Origin of the sequence: Streptomyces sp. SLBN-8D4 (assembly GCF_049739545.1) — a bacterium.
Taxonomy (GTDB): domain Bacteria; phylum Actinomycetota; class Actinomycetes; order Streptomycetales; family Streptomycetaceae; genus Streptomyces; species Streptomyces canus_C.
Genome location: NZ_JBMGQC010000001.1, coordinates 5,156,063 through 5,174,157 on the forward strand (window position 1 = coordinate 5,156,063; position 18,095 = coordinate 5,174,157).

The window sequence follows — 18,095 nt, forward strand, 5'->3', positions numbered from 1 at the left end:
GGCCCGTCCCACCTGCAGTACGACACGAAGGTTCTCACTAGCCATGTCTGAGACAACTGGTGCCAGCTACGCAGCCGCGGGCGTCGACATCGAGGCGGGCGACCGCGCCGTAGAGCTGATGAAGGAGTGGGTGAAGAAGACGCAGCGCCCCGAGGTCCTCGGTGGCCTCGGCGGTTTCGCCGGCCTCTTCGACGCCTCCGCCCTCAAGCGCTACGAGCGGCCCCTGCTGGCCTCCGCCACCGACGGCGTCGGCACCAAGGTGGACATCGCGCGCCAACTGGGCGTCTACGACACCATCGGCCACGACCTGGTCGCGATGGTCATGGACGACATCGTGGTGTGCGGTGCCGAGCCGCTGTTCATGACCGACTACATCTGTGTCGGCAAGGTCCACCCCGAGCGGGTCGCCGCGATCGTCAAGGGCATCGCCGAGGGCTGTGTGCTCGCCGGCTGCGCCCTGGTGGGCGGCGAGACGGCCGAGCACCCGGGTCTGCTGGGCCCGGACGACTTCGACGTCGCCGGCGCCGGTACGGGCGTCGTGGAGGCCGACCGGCTGCTCGGCGCGGATCGCATCCGTAAGGGTGACGCCGTCATCGCCATGGCGTCCTCGGGACTTCACTCGAACGGGTACTCGCTCGTCCGGCATGTGCTCCTGAACGAGGCGGGCCTCGCCCTGGACGCCCGGATCGACGAGCTCGGCCGCACCCTCGGCGAGGAGCTCCTGGAGCCCACCAAGATCTACTCGCTGGACTGCCTGGCCCTGATCAGCACGGCCGAGGTGCACGCCTTCTCGCACGTCACCGGCGGCGGCCTCGCGGCCAACCTGGCCCGTGTCGTCCCCGACGGCCTGCACGCGATCGTGGACCGCGCCACGTGGACCCCGGACCCGATCTTCGACCTCGTCGGCAGGACGGGGCAGGTCGAGCGCCTGGAGCTGGAGAAGACCCTGAACATGGGCGTGGGCATGATCGCGATCGTCCCCGAGGAGTCGGTGGACGTCGCTCTGGCGACCCTGGACGACCGCGGGGTCGAGGCCTGGGTCGCGGGCGAGATCACGGACCGCGGCGAGCACACCACGGGTGCCGAGCTCGTCGGTGACTACGCCTAGACCACGCCTCGCCAGACCGACAAGCAGCGCAAAACCCGGTCCGGTGGTGTGGACCACCCGGACCGGGTTACGCACAGCTAGGTCGTCAAGCTCCGCGGCGTTGAGACGCAGGACCGGACTCGTCGTCCTCGTCCTCGTCGTCGTTGTAGAGATCCGCGTACTGGGCGTACGGGTCGTCTTCCTCGTCGTCGTCCTCGAACGGCTCGCCATTCGGCGGCTGGCTCGAAGTCGAAGCGCCCAGCTCATTGGCCAGACGCGACAGATCTGTCCCGCCGCTGCTGTACTTCAGCTGGCGGGCGACCTTCGTCTGCTTGGCCTTTGCCCGGCCGCGCCCCATGGCTCGACCCCCTCGGATACGGGGCTCGGTGGCCCCAGAGTCTTGACACGCGTTCATGATCTGGAACGGGCTCTCCGCAGAGAGACCGGTCCGTAGGGCTTCCACGGTACCTGAGCCCACGCCCATACGGTACGTCGCCCGCAGCACGTGCCCGACACCAGGGCCCGTGGAAAGCGCCGTCCTCGCTGGTCAACCGCGATTTTAACCACTTCTGCGAGGCCGACCCGCCGACGAACGTGAGAGTTCTCTCCAAGTGTGCGCCGACGGGTACCGGTCAAACGTCAGTGCGCCGCTTACAGGGCCGCCTCGTGCATCCGCTGCTCGGCGATCCGGTCGGCCGCGGCGGCCGGCGGAATCCCGTCTTCCTTCGCACGTGCGAATATGGCGAGCGTGGTGTCGTAGATCTTCGCGGCCTTCGCCCGGCACCGCTCGAAGTCGAACCCGTGGAGTTCGTCGGCGACCTGGATGACTCCGCCGGCGTTCACCACGTAGTCCGGCGCATAGAGGATCCCGCGGTCGGCGAGGTCCTTCTCGACACCCGGGTGGGCGAGCTGGTTGTTGGCCGCACCGCAGACGATCCGCGCGGTCAGCACCGGCACGGAGTCGTCGTCCAGGGCGCCGCCGAGCGCGCAGGGGGCGTAGATGTCGAGGCCCTCGGTCCGGATCAGCGCCGCGGTGTCGGCGACGTGGGAGACGGCGGGGTGGCGGCCGGCGACCCGCTCCACGGCCTCCTGCCGTACGTCGGTGATCAGGACCTCGGCGCCCTCCTTCAGGAGGTGCTCCACCAGGTGGTGCCCGACCTTGCCGACGCCCGCGACGCCGACCTTGCGGCCGCGCAGCGAGGGGTCGCCCCACAGGTGCGCGGCGCTGGCCCGCATGCCCTGGTAGACGCCGAAGGCGGTGAGGACGGAGGAGTCGCCGGCGCCGCCGTTCTCGGGGGAGCGGCCGGTCGTCCAGCGGCACTCACGGGCGACGACGTCCATGTCGGCGACATAGGTGCCGACATCGCACGCGGTGACGTAGCGGCCGCCGAGCGAGGCCACGAAACGGCCGTACGCGAGGAGCAGTTCCTCGCTCTTGTCGCGCTCCGGGTCGCCGATGATCACGGCCTTGCCGCCGCCGTGGTCGAGCCCGGCCATGGCGTTCTTGTACGACATCCCGCGCGCGAGGTTCAGCGCGTCGGCGACGGCCTCCTGCTCGCTCGCGTACGGGTAGAAGCGCGTCCCGCCGAGGGCGGGGCCGAGCGCGGTGGAGTGGAGGGCGATGACGGCCTTGAGGCCGCTCTTGCGGTCCTGGCAGAGCACGACCTGCTCATGACCGCCCTGGTCCGAGTGGAACAGCGTGTGCAGCACATCGGCAGCGGCGCCGGTTACGTCGGTCACTGTGGTGACTCCTGGGTACATTGCGGCGATGGGGCACAGGCGGCCCGTACGGGTGGCGGGGCCTGTGAGCACGAGATTAGGGCCTGCAGCGGCCCGTGACCGTGCAGTGCTCAGGATCACCTCCTCCGGAAGTGCGGGCGTGCGACGATTTGCATAGCTTTCCCGCGCGTTTGTGTGCGGGTTTCGCAGGTTTTCCCGGCAGGCGGCGGGGGAGAGAGCAGGCGTGCCCAAGGTGTCCTCGGTGATCGTCCCGTACGCGACCTATCTGCGCGTGTACGAACCGCTGGCCGCCTTCCCGGAGCCGGAGCGCGGCCACTGGGCGCGCTACGCCCGCCGCCCGGACCGTCCCTCGTACCAGGACGAGCTGCGCCGCTCCCTGGCCGACCTGCTGCCCATCCCGCCCGTCCCGGTGCCGGTGCACGAGAGCAGCGACGCCTTCGTGCTCGACGTGGACGGCGTGGTGTGCGTGTGCCCGTGGCGCACCCGGCTGCGCGGCTGGCTGGCCCTGGAGGAGCTCGGGGAGGAGCTGCCGGGACCGGTCCTGGACGCGGTGCTGCCCGAGGTCGTACGCCGCCAGACCGCCCAGGACTACGAGCGCTGGCTGGCCCGCAACCCGGACGCCCGGCCCTGGATCCGCACGGCGACCTGGCAGGTGCCGCTGAACTGGTTCGTGCTCGTCTCCGACGAGGAGCGGCGCTTCGACAAGGGCTCCGGCGAGATCCCGCCGATGCTGCGCTACCGCACCCCCATGGTGCAGGCCCGGCGTCGCGTGGCGCGGGCTCTGCGGGCCCTCAAGGACGCCGTCGACGAGGGGCCGCTCATCGACGGCCTGATCGATGTGGGGCGCTGGCTGGAGGAGTTCCACCCCCGCTCGCTGGTCGAGCTCGACTACGGCGGTCTGGTGCATGTGCTCCCGCCGGGCGAGCTGGAGGACGACCACTCGGCGGCCGACGTGGCCGAGGGCATCGAGGCGCTCCGGCACGGCGACGGGGCCGCGGCGGGCGAGGCGTACGGGCGGCTCGTGGACCGCTGGCGGGCCGTCAGGGACCGTCGCTCGGCGAACTGAATGTGCCCCACGTCACGAACAGGCGTTTGACCTGACGCCCGTTTTGGGGTTTCGTCCTCGCTCAAGGTGTTCAACTTCCCCTGAAGTCTCACCGACAAGGGACGTAGGTCCCGATCCGGGCGTACGCCTCACGAAGTGTCAAGCGTGACGGACCGCACGTACCCGGCTCTTGCATCTCTTGCCCCTCCTCATGCCAAAATAGGACAAGGGGCCCGGGGGAGGTTCCGCTTTGGGGGGTCTGGTGACTCCTGATCGCCTCTGTGACTGATCGTCACAGAGGCGTGACTGTCCGCTATGGCATGGTCCATCGGCTTCCGTCGCCGATGAACACCTGGGGGGCAATTCCATCGGTTTGGCCGACGAGGCTGGACGGATGGTGTAGTTGTAGTGCCGAGGACAAGCCGTTCGTCCTATAACCGACTCGACCCGCATCCGCCATTTCGGGCAACGCGGGTCAAGGTGCAGAATTTAGAGGAAAGAACCGAGAAGGTTCGGTTCTCCCGAGGAGGCCGCTCATGACCGCTCGCACCCCTGATGCCGAGCCGCTGCTGACCCCGGCTGAGGTCGCCACGATGTTCCGCGTGGACCCGAAGACGGTCACGCGGTGGGCGAAGGCCGGCAAGCTCACGTCGATCCGCACGCTCGGCGGACACCGCCGTTACCGCGAGGCCGAGGTTCGCGCTCTGCTCGCGGGTATCCCGCAGCAGCGCAGCGAGGCCTGAACAACTGAATAACCGGACAAACCGGCTGGTCCCCCACTGGCCGCGACGTCCGGACACTGGCTCCAAACGACGCGGGTCCTGCCCCAACAGGGCCCATTCTCAACCTCGTCGTCGATCGCGCTGGACTCCGCCGAGTCCAGCGCGATCTTTTTTGTGCGCGGACTGTGGATGGCTGACGGCCTTGTGAGCGGGCCTGTCGGAGTCTGGGGAGGGGTGTCGGATCTCCCGTGCGGCAGCCCCGGGTCGACGTGCGATCAGGAGTGCAATTGCACATATTAAATTGACCTGTTGTAGGGCAGGGGTAAGTTCCACGGTTTCAAAAACTCATGCGGTGACTCCCGTCACATGCCGGAGTCCTTGTTGCCGTCGGGCCCGGTGCGCTAGAGGGGGTTACGCCGGGGCGGGGCTCTCGTCCTCCATCGACTCCTCCAGGAGCGGGTCGGCTGCCGGGGCGGAGTCCATCGCCAGCCGCAACAGGCGGTGGCAGATCGGGCAGTGGCGGGTCAGATGCCGATACGACGACGCGGCCGACAGATGTGCGCGGAGCAGTGCCCGCGTCTCGTGCCTGACCGATGCCGCCATACGCCACCTCCGGGCTCCGCTGGGACGGGGGCCTGGTTTCTGGGTACCGGTGCTTTGAGGCGCCGTCAAGATGGCGTGGTGCTCCGCGGGGTCGTTGAACGCCCTGCCGCGCCTCACCCGGAGTCGCTGTGGCCGTCCTGCGGGCTGCCGCCCCCAGCCCCCCCGCTTCGGCCCTGAAGGGGCCTCGTCCTCAAACGCCGGACGGGCTGGGACACCTGGACCGGCGTCCGCACGTGAACGAGGCCTGCGCCCGGGTGTCGGGATGCGAGGTTGAACCGGCATCCGCACACGAAGAAGGCCCGCGCCCTGTTGCCGGGATGCGGGCCTTCTTTTTGTTGCGGTCCTGACGGGATTTGCTGTGTCTGATGGCGGCTCCGCCGCGGGCGCGGCCTGCGGCGTGGGGGTGGAGCTGGACCGGCATCCACACACGAGGAAGGCCCGCGCTCTGTTGCCGGGATGCGGGCCTTCTTTTTGTTGCGGTCCTGACGGGATTTGCTGTGTCTGATGGCGGCTCCGCCGCGGGCGCGGCCTGCGGCGTGGGGGTGGAGCTGGACCGGTGTCCGTGTACGAGGAAGGCCCGCGCCCCGTTGCCGGGATGCGGGCCTTCTTTTACTGCGGTCCTGACGGGATTTGAACCCGCGGCCTCCACCTTGACAGGGTGGCGAGCACTCCAAACTGCTCCACAGGACCAGGTTTCGCGGCGCTTACTGGTGCGTTGCGCTGCGAGAAGGACTGTACAGGAGCTGGCGGGTCCTGGTCGAACTCACCCTCCGTGCAGGTGTCGTCACGGAGCCAGCGTGTCGATCGCCTTCACGATCCGCTTGTCGGAGACGGGGTACGCCGTGCCGAGCGCGTGGGCGAAATAGCTGACCCTGAGCTCCTCGATCATCCAGCGGATGTCCAGGACCTGCTGGGGCACGGGCCGCCCCTGGGGGAGCTGTTCCAGGAGCCAGGCGTACTCGTCCTGCATCTCGTGGACCTTCTCCATACGGGTCGTGTCCCGCTGGACGTTCGTCGGCATCTGCTGCAGACGCCGGTCCGCCGCGACCAGGTACCGCATCAGGTCGGGCAGGCGGCGCAAGCCCGTCTCCGTCACGAAACCCGGCTTCACGAGCGCGTCCAACTGCTTCCGCACGTCCGCCAGGTTCGCCAGCAGCGCCGGGCTCCGTACGGCCTTCAGACGCCGTTCGCACGCCTGCCAGGCCGCGAGCACCTGCTGCACCTGTCCGACCGTACGGACCGTCGTGTCGACGATCTCGGCGCGCACCTTGTCGTACAGCTTCCGGTACGACTCCTCGTCCCACGCCGGCCCCCCGAAGTCCCCGATCAGCTTGTCCGCGGCCGCCGTCGCACAGTCGTCGAACAGCGCCTGGATCGAGCCGTGCGGGTTCGCCGACAGGGCCAGCTTCTGGGGGTTCGTCAGCTTCTCGGAGGCGAACTTCGCCGCGCTCACCGGGATGTTGCGCACGATCAGCCGACGCGTGCCCTTCCACATCGCCTCGGCCTGCTCGGCCTCGGTGTCGAAGAGGCGCACGGAGACCGTGTCGCCGTCGTCGACCAGGGCCGGGTAGGCCTTCACCGGCTGGCCGGCCCGACGGGTCTCGAAGACCCGGGTGAGCGTGCCGATCGTCCAGTCGGTCAGGCCCTTGCGCTCCAGGGACTCGCCGCCCTCGCGGGACGCGGTCGCGGCCGCCGCCTGGGAGAGGGCCTGGCGCGCCTTCGGCCTCAGCTGGAGCCGCAGCGCCTCCAGGTCCTTGTCCTCGGCCAGCTTCCGGCGCCGCTCGTCGACGATCCGGAAGGTGATGCGGAGGTGGTCGGGGATCCTCGACTGGTCGAAGTCCTCCGCCTCGAAGGGCACGCCGACCATGCGCCTCAGTTCGCGCGCCATCGTGACCGTCAGAGGTTCCTGCAGAGGGACGGCCGTATCCAGGAAGCGCTTCGCGAAGTTCGGTGCCGGTACGTAGTTGCGGCGGATCGGCTTGGGGAGGGAACGGATCAGCTCCGTCACCAGCTCCTCCCGCAGGCCCGGGATCTGCCAGTCGAAGCCCTCGTCCTTCACCTGGTTCAGGACCTGGAGCGGGATGTGGACCGTCACACCGTCCGCGTCCGCTCCCGGCTCGAACTGGTACGTCACCCGGAACTTCAAGGGCCCCTGCCGCCAGGAGTCGGGATAGTCGGCCTTGGTGACCGCCTCCGCCGACTCCCGGATGAGCATCTCCCGCTCGAAGTCCAGGAACTCCGGCTCCTCCTGCCGCTTCCGCTTCCACCACGAGTCGAAGTGCGCCCCGGACACGACGTGTTCGGGCACCCGCTGGTCGTAGAAGTCGAAGAGCGTGTCGTCGTCGACCACGATGTCCCGGCGCCGCGCCCGGTGCTCCAACTCCTCGACCTCGCTGAGGAGTCTGCGGTTGTCGGCGAAGAACTTGTGGTGGGTGCGCCAGTCGCCCTCGACCAGGGCGTTGCGGATGAAGAGCTCGCGGGAGGACTCCGGGTCGATCCGGCCGTAGTTCACCTTCCGCTGGGCGACGATCGGCACGCCGTACAGCGTGACCTTCTCGTACGCCATCACCGCGGCCTGGTCCTTCTCCCAGTGCGGTTCGGAGTACGTCCGCTTCAGCAGGTGTTCGGCCAGGGGCTCGACCCACTCCGGCTCGATCTTCGCGTTGACCCGGGCCCACAGGCGCGAGGTCTCCACCAGCTCCGCCGACATGACGAACCGGGGCTGCTTCTTGAAGAGCGCCGAGCCCGGGAAGATCGCGAACTTGGCGCTGCGGGCGCCCAGGTACTCGTTCTTGTTGCCGTCCTTCACGTCCTTCATCCCGATGTGGGAGAGGAGGCCGGCGAGGAGGGAGACGTGGACGGACTGGTCGGGCGCGTCGTCCTCGTTGAGGTGGATGCCCATCTGCTTGGCGACGGTCCTCAACTGCGAGTAGATGTCCTGCCATTCGCGGATGCGCAGGAAGTTCAGGTACTCCTGCTTGCACATCCGGCGGAAGGAGCTCGATCCCCTCTCCTTCTGCTGCTCGCGGACGTACCGCCACAGGTTCAGGTAGGCGAGGAAGTCGCTGGTCTCGTCCTTGAAGCGGGCGTGCTGCTGGTCGGCCTGGGTCTGCTTGTCGGCCGGGCGCTCGCGCGGGTCCTGGATGGACAGCGCGGCGGCTATGACCATGACCTCGCGGACACAGCCGTTCTTGTCGGCCTCCAGGACCATGCGCGCCAGGCGCGGGTCGACGGGCAGCTGGGCGAGCTTGCGGCCGGTGTCGGTGAGCCGCTTGCGTACGTCCTTCTGCGCCGGGTCCAACGCGCCCAGTTCCTGCAGGAGTTGGACGCCGTCACGGATGTTGCGGTGGTCCGGCGGGTCGATGAAGGGGAACTTCTCGATGTCGCCGAGGCCGGCCGCGGTCATCTGGAGGATGACGGAGGCGAGGTTGGTGCGGAGGATCTCCGCGTCCGTGAACTCGGGGCGGGCCTCGAAGTCCTCCTCGCTGTACAGCCGGACGCAGATGCCGTCGGAGGTACGGCCGCAGCGGCCCTTGCGCTGGTTAGCGCTGGCCTGCGAGACCGGCTCGATGGGCAGCCGCTGGACCTTGGTGCGGTGGCTGTAGCGGGAGATGCGGGCGAAGCCGGGGTCGATGACGTACTTGATGCCCGGGACGGTCAGGGACGTCTCGGCCACGTTGGTCGCCAGAACGATCCTGCGCCCGGTGTGCGGCTGGAACACGCGGTGCTGCTCGGCGTGCGAGAGCCGGGCGTACAACGGCAGTACCTCTGTGAAGCGGTAGTTCTTCTTCATCAGGGCGTCGGCCGTGTCCCGGATCTCCCGCTCACCCGAGAGGAAGACGAGGATGTCGCCCTTGCCCTCGCCCTGGAGCTCCTCGACCGCGTCGCAGATCGCGGTGATCTGGTCGCGGTCGGAGTCGTCCGAGTCCTCTTCGAGGAGAGGCCGGTAGCGGACCTCCACGGGATACGTACGGCCGCTGACCTCGACGATCGGGGCGTCACCGAAGTGCCGGGAGAACCGCTCGGGGTCGATGGTCGCCGAGGTGATGACGACCTTGAGGTCGGGGCGCTTCGGCAGCAGCTGCGCCAGGTAGCCGAGCAGGAAGTCGATGTTGAGGGACCGCTCGTGGGCCTCGTCGATGATGATCGTGTCGTAGGCGCGCAGCTCGCGGTCGGTCTGGATCTCGGCGAGCAGGATGCCGTCCGTCATCAGCTTCACGAAGGTCGCGTCCTGGTTCACCTGGTCGGTGAACCGCACCTTCCAGCCGACGGCCTCGCCCAGCGGGGTGTCCAGCTCCTCGGCGACCCGCTCGGCGACGGTGCGGGCGGCGATCCGGCGGGGCTGGGTGTGCCCGATCATGCCCTTGACGCCCCGGCCGAGCTCCAGGCAGATCTTCGGGATCTGGGTGGTCTTGCCGGACCCGGTCTCACCGGCCACGATCACGACCTGGTGATCACGGATGGCGGCCGCGATGTCGTCCTTCTTCTGACTGACCGGAAGCTGCTCGGGGTACGACACGGCGGGCACGCGGGCACGGCGCGTACCCACTCGCTCCTCGCCCTTGCCGACCTCGGCCTCGATCTCGGCCAGCACGGCGGCGCGCGCCTCCGGCTTGCGGATCTTGCGCGCGCCTTCGAGCCTGCGCCCGAGCCGGTGCGCGTCACGCAGGGACAGCTCGGTCAGGCGGGCGGCGAGTTCCCCGAAGGCGGGGGTGCCGGGGGCGGGGGCAGGGTGCGTAGACATACGCGATCCAGGATCTCATCCCCGGGAAATTACTGGCGAACGGTTTTGTCCCCGGCGGCGCGGGCCGTGCGATCAGGGCGTCGGCGGGGCCGGCGTCTCGGCCGGTGCCTGTCCGCGGTTCGTGCCGAGGGCGATGGCCCGCGCGGTGTTGGATACGGCCTTGATGCCCAGATAGGCGGTGGTCATGCTGCTGACCGCGGTGAAGGCGGCGGTGAGGACACCGACGATCACCGCCTTGTCGCCGTCGAGCCGCCAGACCCCGACCACCGCCACCCCGGCGATCGCCAGATTGCTGGCCAGTACCGCGAACAGCCCGTATCTCGCCCGGGCCAGCTCCAGACCGTCGTCCTGCCTCATCGTCCCCGCCCTCCGCGCCCTCAGCCACGACACATACAACAAGACCCCGATCCGAGGATCGGGGTCTGTGCTGTGGCTGGGGCCGGGGTCGAACCGGCGACCTACCGCTTTTCAGGCGGTCGCTCGTACCAACTGAGCTACCCAGCCGCGAGGCTTCCGGGGAAACCTCAGCGGTCCTGACGGGATTTGAACCCGCGGCCTCCACCTTGACAGGGTGGCGAGCACTCCAAACTGCTCCACAGGACCAAGCTTTGTGCACGAACAGTGTCGCACACGGTGTTACGTGCCCCCAACGGGATTCGAACCCGTGCTACCGCCTTGAAAGGGCGGCGTCCTAGGCCGCTAGACGATGAGGGCTATCGGCCCGCCTGGGCGCTTCTCAGCGCGTCGGGGACGTGAGAAGCATATGGGATGCCGGGAGGTATCGCCAAAACGGTTTAGGGGCTGCCCGTGGGCGAGGCCGTGGACGAGCCTGTGGACGAGCCCGTGCGGGAACCCGTGGGGGAGGGGGTCGCTCCCGGCTGGTTGTCCTCGGGCAGGTGGCGGCTGACCTCCGCCGTCGTGAGACCGAGGCCGCCGAGTCTGATCTCGTCCCAGGCCTGGAGGCGGCGGGTGTCGCGGTCCATGTAGAGGATCGAGGCCTCGATGGGGTCGGGGTACCTTGCCCTCGACGGCCCGCAGCCCGCTGCCGCCCGTGGAGCCCTCGACGCGCAGCCGTGTGCCCTTCTCCATGACCTCCATCTCCTGGTGGTGGAGGTGGCCCGACAGGATCATCGGGACCTCGCCGTCGACCTCCCGGGCCGCCGAGGGCTCGTGGGCGATCGCGAGGTCGACCGGGGTGCCCGCGGCCCGCTGCGCGCGCAGGGCCGCGGCCAGGCGGTCGCCCGCCGCCTGCTGGGACTCGTCGGCGCCGGGGTCGGTGGAGCGGTCCGGGGTGAACTGGGGGTCGCCCATGCCGGCGAAGCGCAGCCCGGCGATCGTCTCCGCCTTGCCGTTGTCGAGGACGTGGACGCCCTTGAGGCCCTCCAGGTACCGCTGGGTGGTGAGGGAGTCGTGGTTGCCGCGGACCCAGACGTACGGCGCCCCGAGGTCGGGGATCGGGTCGAGGAAGCCGTTCTCCGCCGCCGTGCCGTGGTCCATGGTGTCGCCGGAGTCGACGATCACGTCGACCTTGTACTGCTCCACCAGCGAGGCGATGATCTTCCAGCTCGCCGGGTTGAGATGGATGTCGGAGACGTGCAGGACCCGGATGGTGGTGGGGTCCGGCTGGTAGGCGGGGAGCGTGGACGTGACGTCGTAGAGCTTCGTCACGTTCGTCACCAGGCGGGCCAGCTCCTTCTGGTAGACGTCGAACTCGGTGACGATGCTGCGCGCGTTGCCGACCAGGGAGGGGGCGGAGGAGAGCAGCCCCGAGAACCTGGGCTCCAGGACCGACTCCGGGTTCCAGGTGGCGTACGCCGTGCCGCCGCAGGCCGCCAGGAGGGTCAGGGCCAGTCCGCCGGCCGCGAGGGCCCGGCGGGGGCGGCGGTAGACCGCGAGGCCGAGTGTGGTGGCGCCCAGCACCACGGCCGCGCAGGAGCGCAGGGCGAGGTCGAGGGTGCCGTGTTCGACGTCCGTGGCGACCTCGTCCTGGAGGCCGGACAGGCGTTCGGGGTGGTCGACGAGGGCCTGGGAGCGTTCCGGGTCGAGCTGGTCGACGTTCACGTCGAGGCGGACCGGGGCCTGGTGGCTGTCCAGTTGGAGCGCGCCGAGCGGGGAGACGTTGATCTTCGTGCCGCCGGACAGGGACGGGCGCAGGGTCATCGTGGTGTTCATGGGGCCGACCGGGACCCGGACGTTGCCGACGATCAGCAGACCGAGCCAGGCGCCCATGAGGACGACGGCGACCAGGCCGAGGGCGCGGACCCAGGGGTGCGGCGGGTCGACGAGCTCGACGGACGGGTGGGAGCGGCGCCTGCCGTACTGGCGGGCGAGGGCTCGCGAGGGCTTTCGTACGGCGTTCAGGATGCTCCGGATGGTAAGGACTGCGGCGGGGACGCGGGCCATTGGTCCCGTATGCCCAAGTCCGCCCGCGGATATGCGGGCGCGCTCATCCCTCTCGTCCGACCGGGTCGTACCGGAGAATGGGCTTGTGCTGGAGATGACGCGCGAGGAGTTCGAGGAACTGGTGTCCGAGGCGCTGGACCGGATTCCTCCGGAGCTGACGCGGCTGATGGACAACGTCGCGGTGTTCGTCGAGGACGAACCGCCGAAGGACGATCCCGAGCTGCTCGGGCTGTACGAGGGCACTCCGCTGACCGACCGGGGCGAGTGGTACGCCGGGGTGCTGCCGGACCGCATCACGATCTACCGGGGGCCGACGCTGCGGATGTGCCAGACGCGCGAGGACGTCGTCGCGGAGACCGAGGTGACGGTCGTGCACGAGATCGCCCATCACTTCGGGATCGACGACGCGCGGCTGCACGCACTCGGCTACGGGTGAGCCCGTTTCGAACGGGGCGCGTGTCCTCTTGTGGGCGGCGGGAGTTGGGCAGGTTGACTCTTTGACGACCGCCCTCGGAGGTGGCTGCTCGTGCGCCGCTTGTACGTACCCGTCCGTCTGGCCGCCACGGTCATGGCCGTCGCCGCCTCCGCGGGCTGCATGAGCGTGGGCGGGGACGACGGAGGCGGCAGCGCGAAGCCGTCGCACTCCGCCGGTGAGCGGGGCGGCGAGGCACCGGACGGGGGGCCCGCGGCCTCGGGCGGTTCCGTGGGGCTCGGCGGGACGGGCGTGGACGGCAAGCACGGGAAGCACGGCAAGGGCAAGGACGGGGAGGAGTCGGCCTCGCCGTCGGCGTCCGCCTCGGCGGCGGCCGGCGCGTCGGCCTCGGCGGGGGTGAAGCCGGGGCATTCGGCCCAGCCGGTGCCCTCGGCGACGCGGATCGACCCGGCCCCGACCCGTACGCCCGACCCGGAGCCGCCGGCGCCGAGCGAGCCGCCCGCGTCCCCCACCCCGTCGCCGCCGCCGGCCGAGCCGTCCTCGTCGGCGCAGCCGGAGACGGGCACGCAGCTGAGCCAGCGGGAGCCGGCGCCCACGGCCGGGTCACCGGTGTGACGGGCCCCGCGAAAGGCCCCCGAGTGACCTCGGATACATACGAGGGGATCGGTTTGCCTTCGGGGGCGATGGGTGCGTATGGTTATAGATCGTTTGATCATTTGCCCGGCGCCAAAGCAGAAGAGCGCCGTGTGGCGCGTTCTCTCCCCTTACCGTGGCTGACCGCATTGAGGCGGTCGTATTGCGAATCACGGAGTTGACGGGCGCGTGCCGACGAGACTCCGGAAGGTTTCGCATACGCATGTCCATTTCCAGTACTGATCACGTCGTCGTGCCCGAGAACGAGGGCACCGAGGACGTCACCGAGGCCACTGTCGAAGTCACCTTCGAGAGCCTCGGCCTCCCCGAGGGCGTCGTGCGCAAGCTCGCCCAGAACGGCGTGACCACCCCCTTCCCGATCCAGGCCGCGACCATCCCGGACGCCCTGGCCGGCAAGGACATCCTCGGCCGTGGCCGCACCGGCTCCGGCAAGACCCTCTCCTTCGGTCTGCCGACCCTGGCCCGTCTGTCCGGCGGCCGCACCGAGAAGCACCGGCCGCGCGCCGTCATCCTCACCCCGACCCGTGAGCTCGCGATGCAGGTCGCGGACGCGCTGCAGCCCTACGGCGACCAGCTCGGCCTGAAGATGAAGGTCGTCTGCGGCGGTACGTCCATGAGCAACCAGATCTACGCCCTGGAGCGCGGTGTCGACGTCCTCGTCGCCACTCCGGGCCGACTGCGCGACCTCATCAACCGCGGCGCCTGCTCCCTCCAGGACATCGAGGTCGCCGTCATCGACGAGGCCGACCAGATGTCCGACCTGGGCTTCCTGCCCGAGGTCACCGAACTGCTCGACCAGGTCCCGGCCGGCGGCCAGCGGATGCTGTTCTCGGCCACGATGGAGAACGAGATCTCCACGCTGGTCAAGCGCTACCTGAGCAACCCGGTCACGCACGAGGTCGACAGCGCCCAGGGCAACGTCACGACCATGTCGCACCACATCCTGATCGTGAAGCCCAAGGACAAGGCGCCGGTCACCGCGGCCATCGCCTCCCGCAAGGGCCGCACCATCATCTTCGTCCGCACCCAGCTGGGCGCGGACCGCATCGCCGAGCAGCTGCGCGAGTCCGGTGTGAAGGCCGACGCGCTGCACGGCGGCATGACGCAGGGCGCGCGCACCCGCACCCTGGCCGACTTCAAGGACGGTTACGTCAACGCGCTCGTCGCGACCGACGTCGCCGCCCGCGGTATCCACGTCGACGGCATCGACCTCGTCCTGAACGTCGACCCCGCCGGTGACCACAAGGACTACCTGCACCGCGCGGGGCGTACCGCTCGCGCGGGCCGCACCGGCACGGTCGTCTCCCTGTCGCTGCCGCACCAGCGTCGGCAGATCTTCCGGCTGATGGAGGACGCGGGCGTCGACGCCGGGCGTCACATCATCAACTCCGGTACGGCCTTCGAGCCCGAGGTCGCCGAGATCACCGGCGCCCGTTCGATGACCGAGGTCCAGTCCGAGTCCGCGGCCAACGCGGCTCAGCAGGCCGAGCGCGAGGTCGCCCAGCTCACCAAGGAGCTGGAGCGGGCGCAGCGCCGCGCGACCGAGCTGCGCGAGGAGGCCGACCGCCTGGTCGCCCGTGCCGCCCGCGAGCGCGGCGAGGACCCGGAGACGGCGGTCGCCGCTGCCGCCGAGGCGGTCGTGGCGAAGGAGGCGGAGGCCACGGCCGAGGCCGTGGTCGCCGAGCAGCCCGCCGAGCGTCCCGCGTACGAGCAGCCGCGTCAGCGCCGTGACGAGCGGGGCAACTACGAGCGCCGTGACGACCGTCGGGACGACCGTGGTGGCCGTTCCTTCGAGCGCCGTGACGACCGTGGCGGCTTCAACCGCGACCGCCGGGACGGCGAGCGCGGCGGGTTCCGCCGTGACGACCGTCGCGACGACCGTGGTGGCCGTTCCTTCGAGCGCCGCGACGACCGCTCCTCGGGCGGTTTCAACCGTGACCGTCGTGACGACCGCCCGTCGGGTGGCGGTTTCAACCGCGACCGTCGTGACGAGCGTCCCTCCGGCGGCTTCCGCCGCGACGACCGCCCCTCGGGTGGCTTCAACCGTGACCGTCGTGACGACCGCCCGTCGGGTGGCGGTTTCAACCGTGACCGTCGTGACGAGCGTCCCTCGGGTGGCTTCCGCCGCGACGACCGTCCCTCGGGCGGCGGTTTCAACCGTGACCGTCGTGACGAGCGTCCGTCCACCCACCGGGGCAGCGACCGTCCCTTCAACCGCGACCGTCAGGGCGACCGCCCCACCGGCGGCGGTTTCCGCTCCGGCGGCCACGACCGCCCGCACGGCCGTCGTGACGACCGTCCGGCCGGCTCCTCCTTCGGCCGCCGTGACGACAAGCCGCGCTGGAAGCGCAACGGCTGACACAGCGTGAGCTGAGCTGGGGCCCGTACGACTTCGGTCGTGCGGGCCCTTTTCGCATGCGTAATCGACTACCGAAGCCTGTGTGGCGGTTGTTAACATCCGTTGGATCGCGTGGCGGAGTGTGGCCGAGGGGGAAGACAAGGCCTGCCGGCGCGCCTTTTCTCACTTCCCTGGGGAGGGACCCTTGACCCGGCATGCCCGGATCGCACTCACTCTTGCCTCGCTGGCCGCTCTGAGCGCCGGCACCCTGACGTCCGCGGGCCCGGCCGCCGCGGACACCACCCCGACTCCGATCGCCACGGACGGCGTGTGGGGCATCGACTACGCGGCCGGCTATCTGACCAGCGTCGAGTACCGGCCCGACGGCGAGCAGTACGTGGTCGGCCGGCAGCTCTCGCCCGACGGCTCCACCGTGCTGGAGCAGGCCACCCGCGGATTCGCCGGCACCTACGCCGACGGCACCCATCTGGAGCGGGTGCCGTGCGACGGGGGCGGCTGCGTGCCACTGCGCGCCACCGGCACGCAGAGCGTCGGCTACTTCCAGGTCGACGAGTACGACAAGGAGCGCGCCCAGATCTGGGGGCAGCCGAACAGCTATCACGGGACGGAACCCGCCGTCACCGGCGGCCGGTTCGTTGACGCCACCGGCCGCTACTTCGTCTACGACGCCGCCTCCACCGGCAAGCAGTACGTGGACGCCGTGAACCAGTACCGGGCCGAGGACGTCCGGCTGACGCGCTCCGTCACCGCCGCCTCCGTATGGGGCTCGGCGCTGTGGACACCGGGCTCGGGCAACGGCGTGGTCACCCAGTACGACCTGGAGGGGAAGAAGACGGTCGCGACCGTCTCCACGGGCGCTCCCTGCACGGTCAAGGAGCTCCAGGTCATCGGCCGTTGGATCTACTGGAACTGTGGTCCCACGGGCGCCGCCGGCGTGTACGACCGTACGGCGAAGAAGAACATCAAGGTGCCCTCGGGCCCCGCTCTCGTCGGTGACGGCTACCTCGTCCAGCACGACCGGACAGCCGGCAAGCTGATGCTGACGGACTACCACTCCGGTACGGCCGCCGCCGCGCGCGCGATCGCCGACCTGCCGGCCGGCGGCACGGCCGACCAGCGGCGACTGACCTGGTCGGTGGACAAGTTCGGCGGGGGCATCGCCTACGTCGACGCCGGCCACACGATCCGGACGGTGCCGAGCGGGGTACCCACCCAGTCCCTCGGGAAGATCGAGTCGGACCTGGACAACGACTACTTCGACGCCGCGGGCCGCAACAGCGCCAACATGGCCTGGATGAGCACCTGGCAGCTGAGCAAGCCGGCCGCCTGGACCTTCACCGTGAAGAACGCCCAGGGCCGCGTCGACCGCACCCTGAGAGGCAGCGGTACGGCGATCGACCTGGCCTGGGACGGGAAGACGGACTCGGGCGGCTACGCGTACAACGGCATGAAGTCCTGGACGCTGACCGCGACCGCCGCCGACGGCGGGGGCACGTACACGACGAGCGGCAAGGTCGCGCTCAACGGCGGCCGCCAGGGCCACCACGACATGGGCGGCTACGCCTACGGCGAGCTGGTCACCCTCGACTCCTCGGGCACCCTGAGCCTCCAGTACACCAACGGCGGGGGCAAGTTCGACTGGAAGCAGAACGCGTCCGGCTGGCCCGTCGGCACGGTCGCCGTGCCCTTCGGCGACATGGGCAAGGACCGCTGCGCCGAGATGCTGGTCCGCATGCCGAACGGCGAGCTGCGCCGCTACGCGGGCAAGTGCGGCGATGGCTCGTACGGCCCGTCGAGCAGCCACACCTCGCTCGGCACCGGCTGGAACGCGTACAACGTCCTCACCGCCCCCGGCGACCTGACCGGGGACGGCCGTACCGACCTGCTGGCCCGCAAGGCGTCGACCGGAGACGTCTACCTGTTCGCCAACGACGGTGCGAGCAAGCTCAAGCCGGGCGTGAAGATCCGCAGCTGGGCGACGTACAAGAAGATCGTCGGGGCCGGGGACCTCAACGGCGACGGGTTCGGGGATGTTCTGCTGCAGGACACGGCCGGGACGCTGTGGCGCTACGACGGCACCGGCACCGGCCAGGTCAAGGAGCGGGTGCGGGTCTTCTCCAATTGGGGGAGCTCCTACAACGTGGTCGTCGGCGTCGGTGACATCACCGGCGACGGCAAGAACGACCTGGTCTCCCGGGACACCGGCGGCAACCTGTACCGCAACGACGGCAACGGCAAGGGGTCGTTCGGGGCGCGGGTGAAGATCGCGAGCGGCTGGCAGGGCTACAAGGGCCTTTTCTAGAGG

The 18,095-nt window shown here is 69.8% G+C and carries 12 protein-coding genes, 4 tRNA genes and 1 pseudogene; 7 read left to right on the plus strand and 10 right to left on the minus strand.

The features are described from left to right. The first annotated feature begins 43 nt into the window (after positions 1-43). Positions 44-1,108, plus strand: coding sequence for a phosphoribosylformylglycinamidine cyclo-ligase (purM, locus tag RKD20_RS23330; protein ID WP_424879411.1), 1,065 nt, complete (start codon positions 44-46; stop codon positions 1,106-1,108). Positions 1,109-1,193: 85 nt separating this feature from the next. Here the strand turns inward: purM and RKD20_RS23335 are convergent, their stop codons facing one another. After that, the gene (locus RKD20_RS23335) at positions 1,194-1,445 is read right to left on the minus strand and encodes a DUF3073 domain-containing protein (RefSeq protein ID WP_028808738.1); all 252 of its coding nucleotides are present in this window, start codon (positions 1,443-1,445) and stop codon (positions 1,194-1,196) included. Positions 1,446-1,738: 293 nt separating this feature from the next. Next, positions 1,739-2,827, minus strand: coding sequence for a Leu/Phe/Val dehydrogenase (locus tag RKD20_RS23340; protein WP_424879412.1), 1,089 nt, complete (start codon positions 2,825-2,827; stop codon positions 1,739-1,741). A 223-nt stretch (positions 2,828-3,050) separates the two neighbouring features. Here RKD20_RS23340 and RKD20_RS23345 point away from each other — a divergent pair, with 223 nt between their 5' ends. Further along, positions 3,051-3,893, plus strand: a complete 843-nt coding sequence (locus RKD20_RS23345) for a hypothetical protein (protein WP_424879413.1) — start codon at positions 3,051-3,053, stop codon at positions 3,891-3,893. 515 nt (positions 3,894-4,408) lie between these two features. Next, on the plus strand, positions 4,409-4,615 hold the full coding sequence (gene bldC, locus RKD20_RS23350; RefSeq protein ID WP_003949541.1) for a developmental transcriptional regulator BldC: 207 nt from the start codon (positions 4,409-4,411) through the stop codon (positions 4,613-4,615). A 390-nt stretch (positions 4,616-5,005) separates the two neighbouring features. Here the strand turns inward: bldC and RKD20_RS23355 are convergent, their stop codons facing one another. The 8 genes and pseudogenes from RKD20_RS23355 to RKD20_RS23390 all read right to left on the minus strand — a co-directional run bounded on the left by RKD20_RS23355 (position 5,006) and on the right by RKD20_RS23390 (position 12,344). Continuing rightward, on the minus strand, positions 5,006-5,197 hold the full coding sequence (locus RKD20_RS23355) for a DUF6274 family protein (protein WP_424879414.1): 192 nt from the start codon (positions 5,195-5,197) through the stop codon (positions 5,006-5,008). A gap of 615 nt (positions 5,198-5,812) precedes the next feature. Then, positions 5,813-5,887, minus strand: a tRNA-Asp gene (locus RKD20_RS23360). 94 nt (positions 5,888-5,981) lie between these two features. Beyond that, positions 5,982-9,941, minus strand: a complete 3,960-nt coding sequence (gene hrpA, locus RKD20_RS23365; RefSeq protein WP_424879415.1) for an ATP-dependent RNA helicase HrpA — start codon at positions 9,939-9,941, stop codon at positions 5,982-5,984. Positions 9,942-10,013: 72 nt separating this feature from the next. After that, complete coding sequence (locus tag RKD20_RS23370) at positions 10,014-10,298, minus strand: hypothetical protein (protein ID WP_020124174.1); 285 nt, start codon at positions 10,296-10,298, stop codon at positions 10,014-10,016. 73 nt (positions 10,299-10,371) lie between these two features. After that, positions 10,372-10,445: transfer RNA gene (locus tag RKD20_RS23375), tRNA-Phe, on the minus strand. Positions 10,446-10,469: 24 nt separating this feature from the next. Further along, positions 10,470-10,544: transfer RNA gene (locus RKD20_RS23380), tRNA-Asp, on the minus strand. A 38-nt stretch (positions 10,545-10,582) separates the two neighbouring features. Next, positions 10,583-10,655, minus strand: a tRNA-Glu gene (locus RKD20_RS23385). Between the two features lie 80 nt (positions 10,656-10,735). Next, positions 10,736-12,344: pseudogene (locus tag RKD20_RS23390) on the minus strand (metallophosphoesterase family protein). An 85-nt stretch (positions 12,345-12,429) separates the two neighbouring features. On the opposite strand from RKD20_RS23390, the gene RKD20_RS23395 reads away from it, so the two are divergent. From RKD20_RS23395 to RKD20_RS23410, 4 genes are all read left to right on the plus strand, one after another. Further along, entirely contained in the window at positions 12,430-12,780 is a 351-nt protein-coding gene (locus tag RKD20_RS23395; protein WP_424879416.1) for a metallopeptidase family protein, read from the plus strand. A 90-nt stretch (positions 12,781-12,870) separates the two neighbouring features. Beyond that, on the plus strand, positions 12,871-13,392 hold the full coding sequence (locus RKD20_RS23400; RefSeq protein WP_424879417.1) for a hypothetical protein: 522 nt from the start codon (positions 12,871-12,873) through the stop codon (positions 13,390-13,392). A gap of 241 nt (positions 13,393-13,633) precedes the next feature. Continuing rightward, complete coding sequence (locus RKD20_RS23405; protein WP_424879418.1) at positions 13,634-15,790, plus strand: DEAD/DEAH box helicase; 2,157 nt, start codon at positions 13,634-13,636, stop codon at positions 15,788-15,790. Between the two features lie 184 nt (positions 15,791-15,974). After that, positions 15,975-18,092 (plus strand): FG-GAP repeat domain-containing protein, encoded by a 2,118-nt coding sequence (locus RKD20_RS23410; protein WP_424879419.1) that lies wholly within the window; start codon positions 15,975-15,977, stop codon positions 18,090-18,092. Positions 18,093-18,095: the final 3 nt, after the last annotated feature.

Bases quoted from the DNA above. Each gene is read 5' to 3' on its own strand.
- bldC (WP_003949541.1), top strand. From the start codon at position 4,409: ATGACCGCTCGCACCCCTGATGCCGAGCCGCTGCTGACCCCGGCTGAG.
- RKD20_RS23405 (WP_424879418.1), top strand. From the start codon at position 13,634: ATGTCCATTTCCAGTACTGATCACGTCGTCGTGCCCGAGAACGAGGGC.
- RKD20_RS23355 (WP_424879414.1), bottom strand. From the start codon at position 5,197: ATGGCGGCATCGGTCAGGCACGAGACGCGGGCACTGCTCCGCGCACAT.
- purM (WP_424879411.1), top strand. From the start codon at position 44: ATGTCTGAGACAACTGGTGCCAGCTACGCAGCCGCGGGCGTCGACATC.
- RKD20_RS23335 (WP_028808738.1), bottom strand. From the start codon at position 1,445: ATGGGGCGCGGCCGGGCAAAGGCCAAGCAGACGAAGGTCGCCCGCCAG.
- RKD20_RS23370 (WP_020124174.1), bottom strand. From the start codon at position 10,298: ATGAGGCAGGACGACGGTCTGGAGCTGGCCCGGGCGAGATACGGGCTG.
- hrpA (WP_424879415.1), bottom strand. From the start codon at position 9,941: ATGTCTACGCACCCTGCCCCCGCCCCCGGCACCCCCGCCTTCGGGGAA.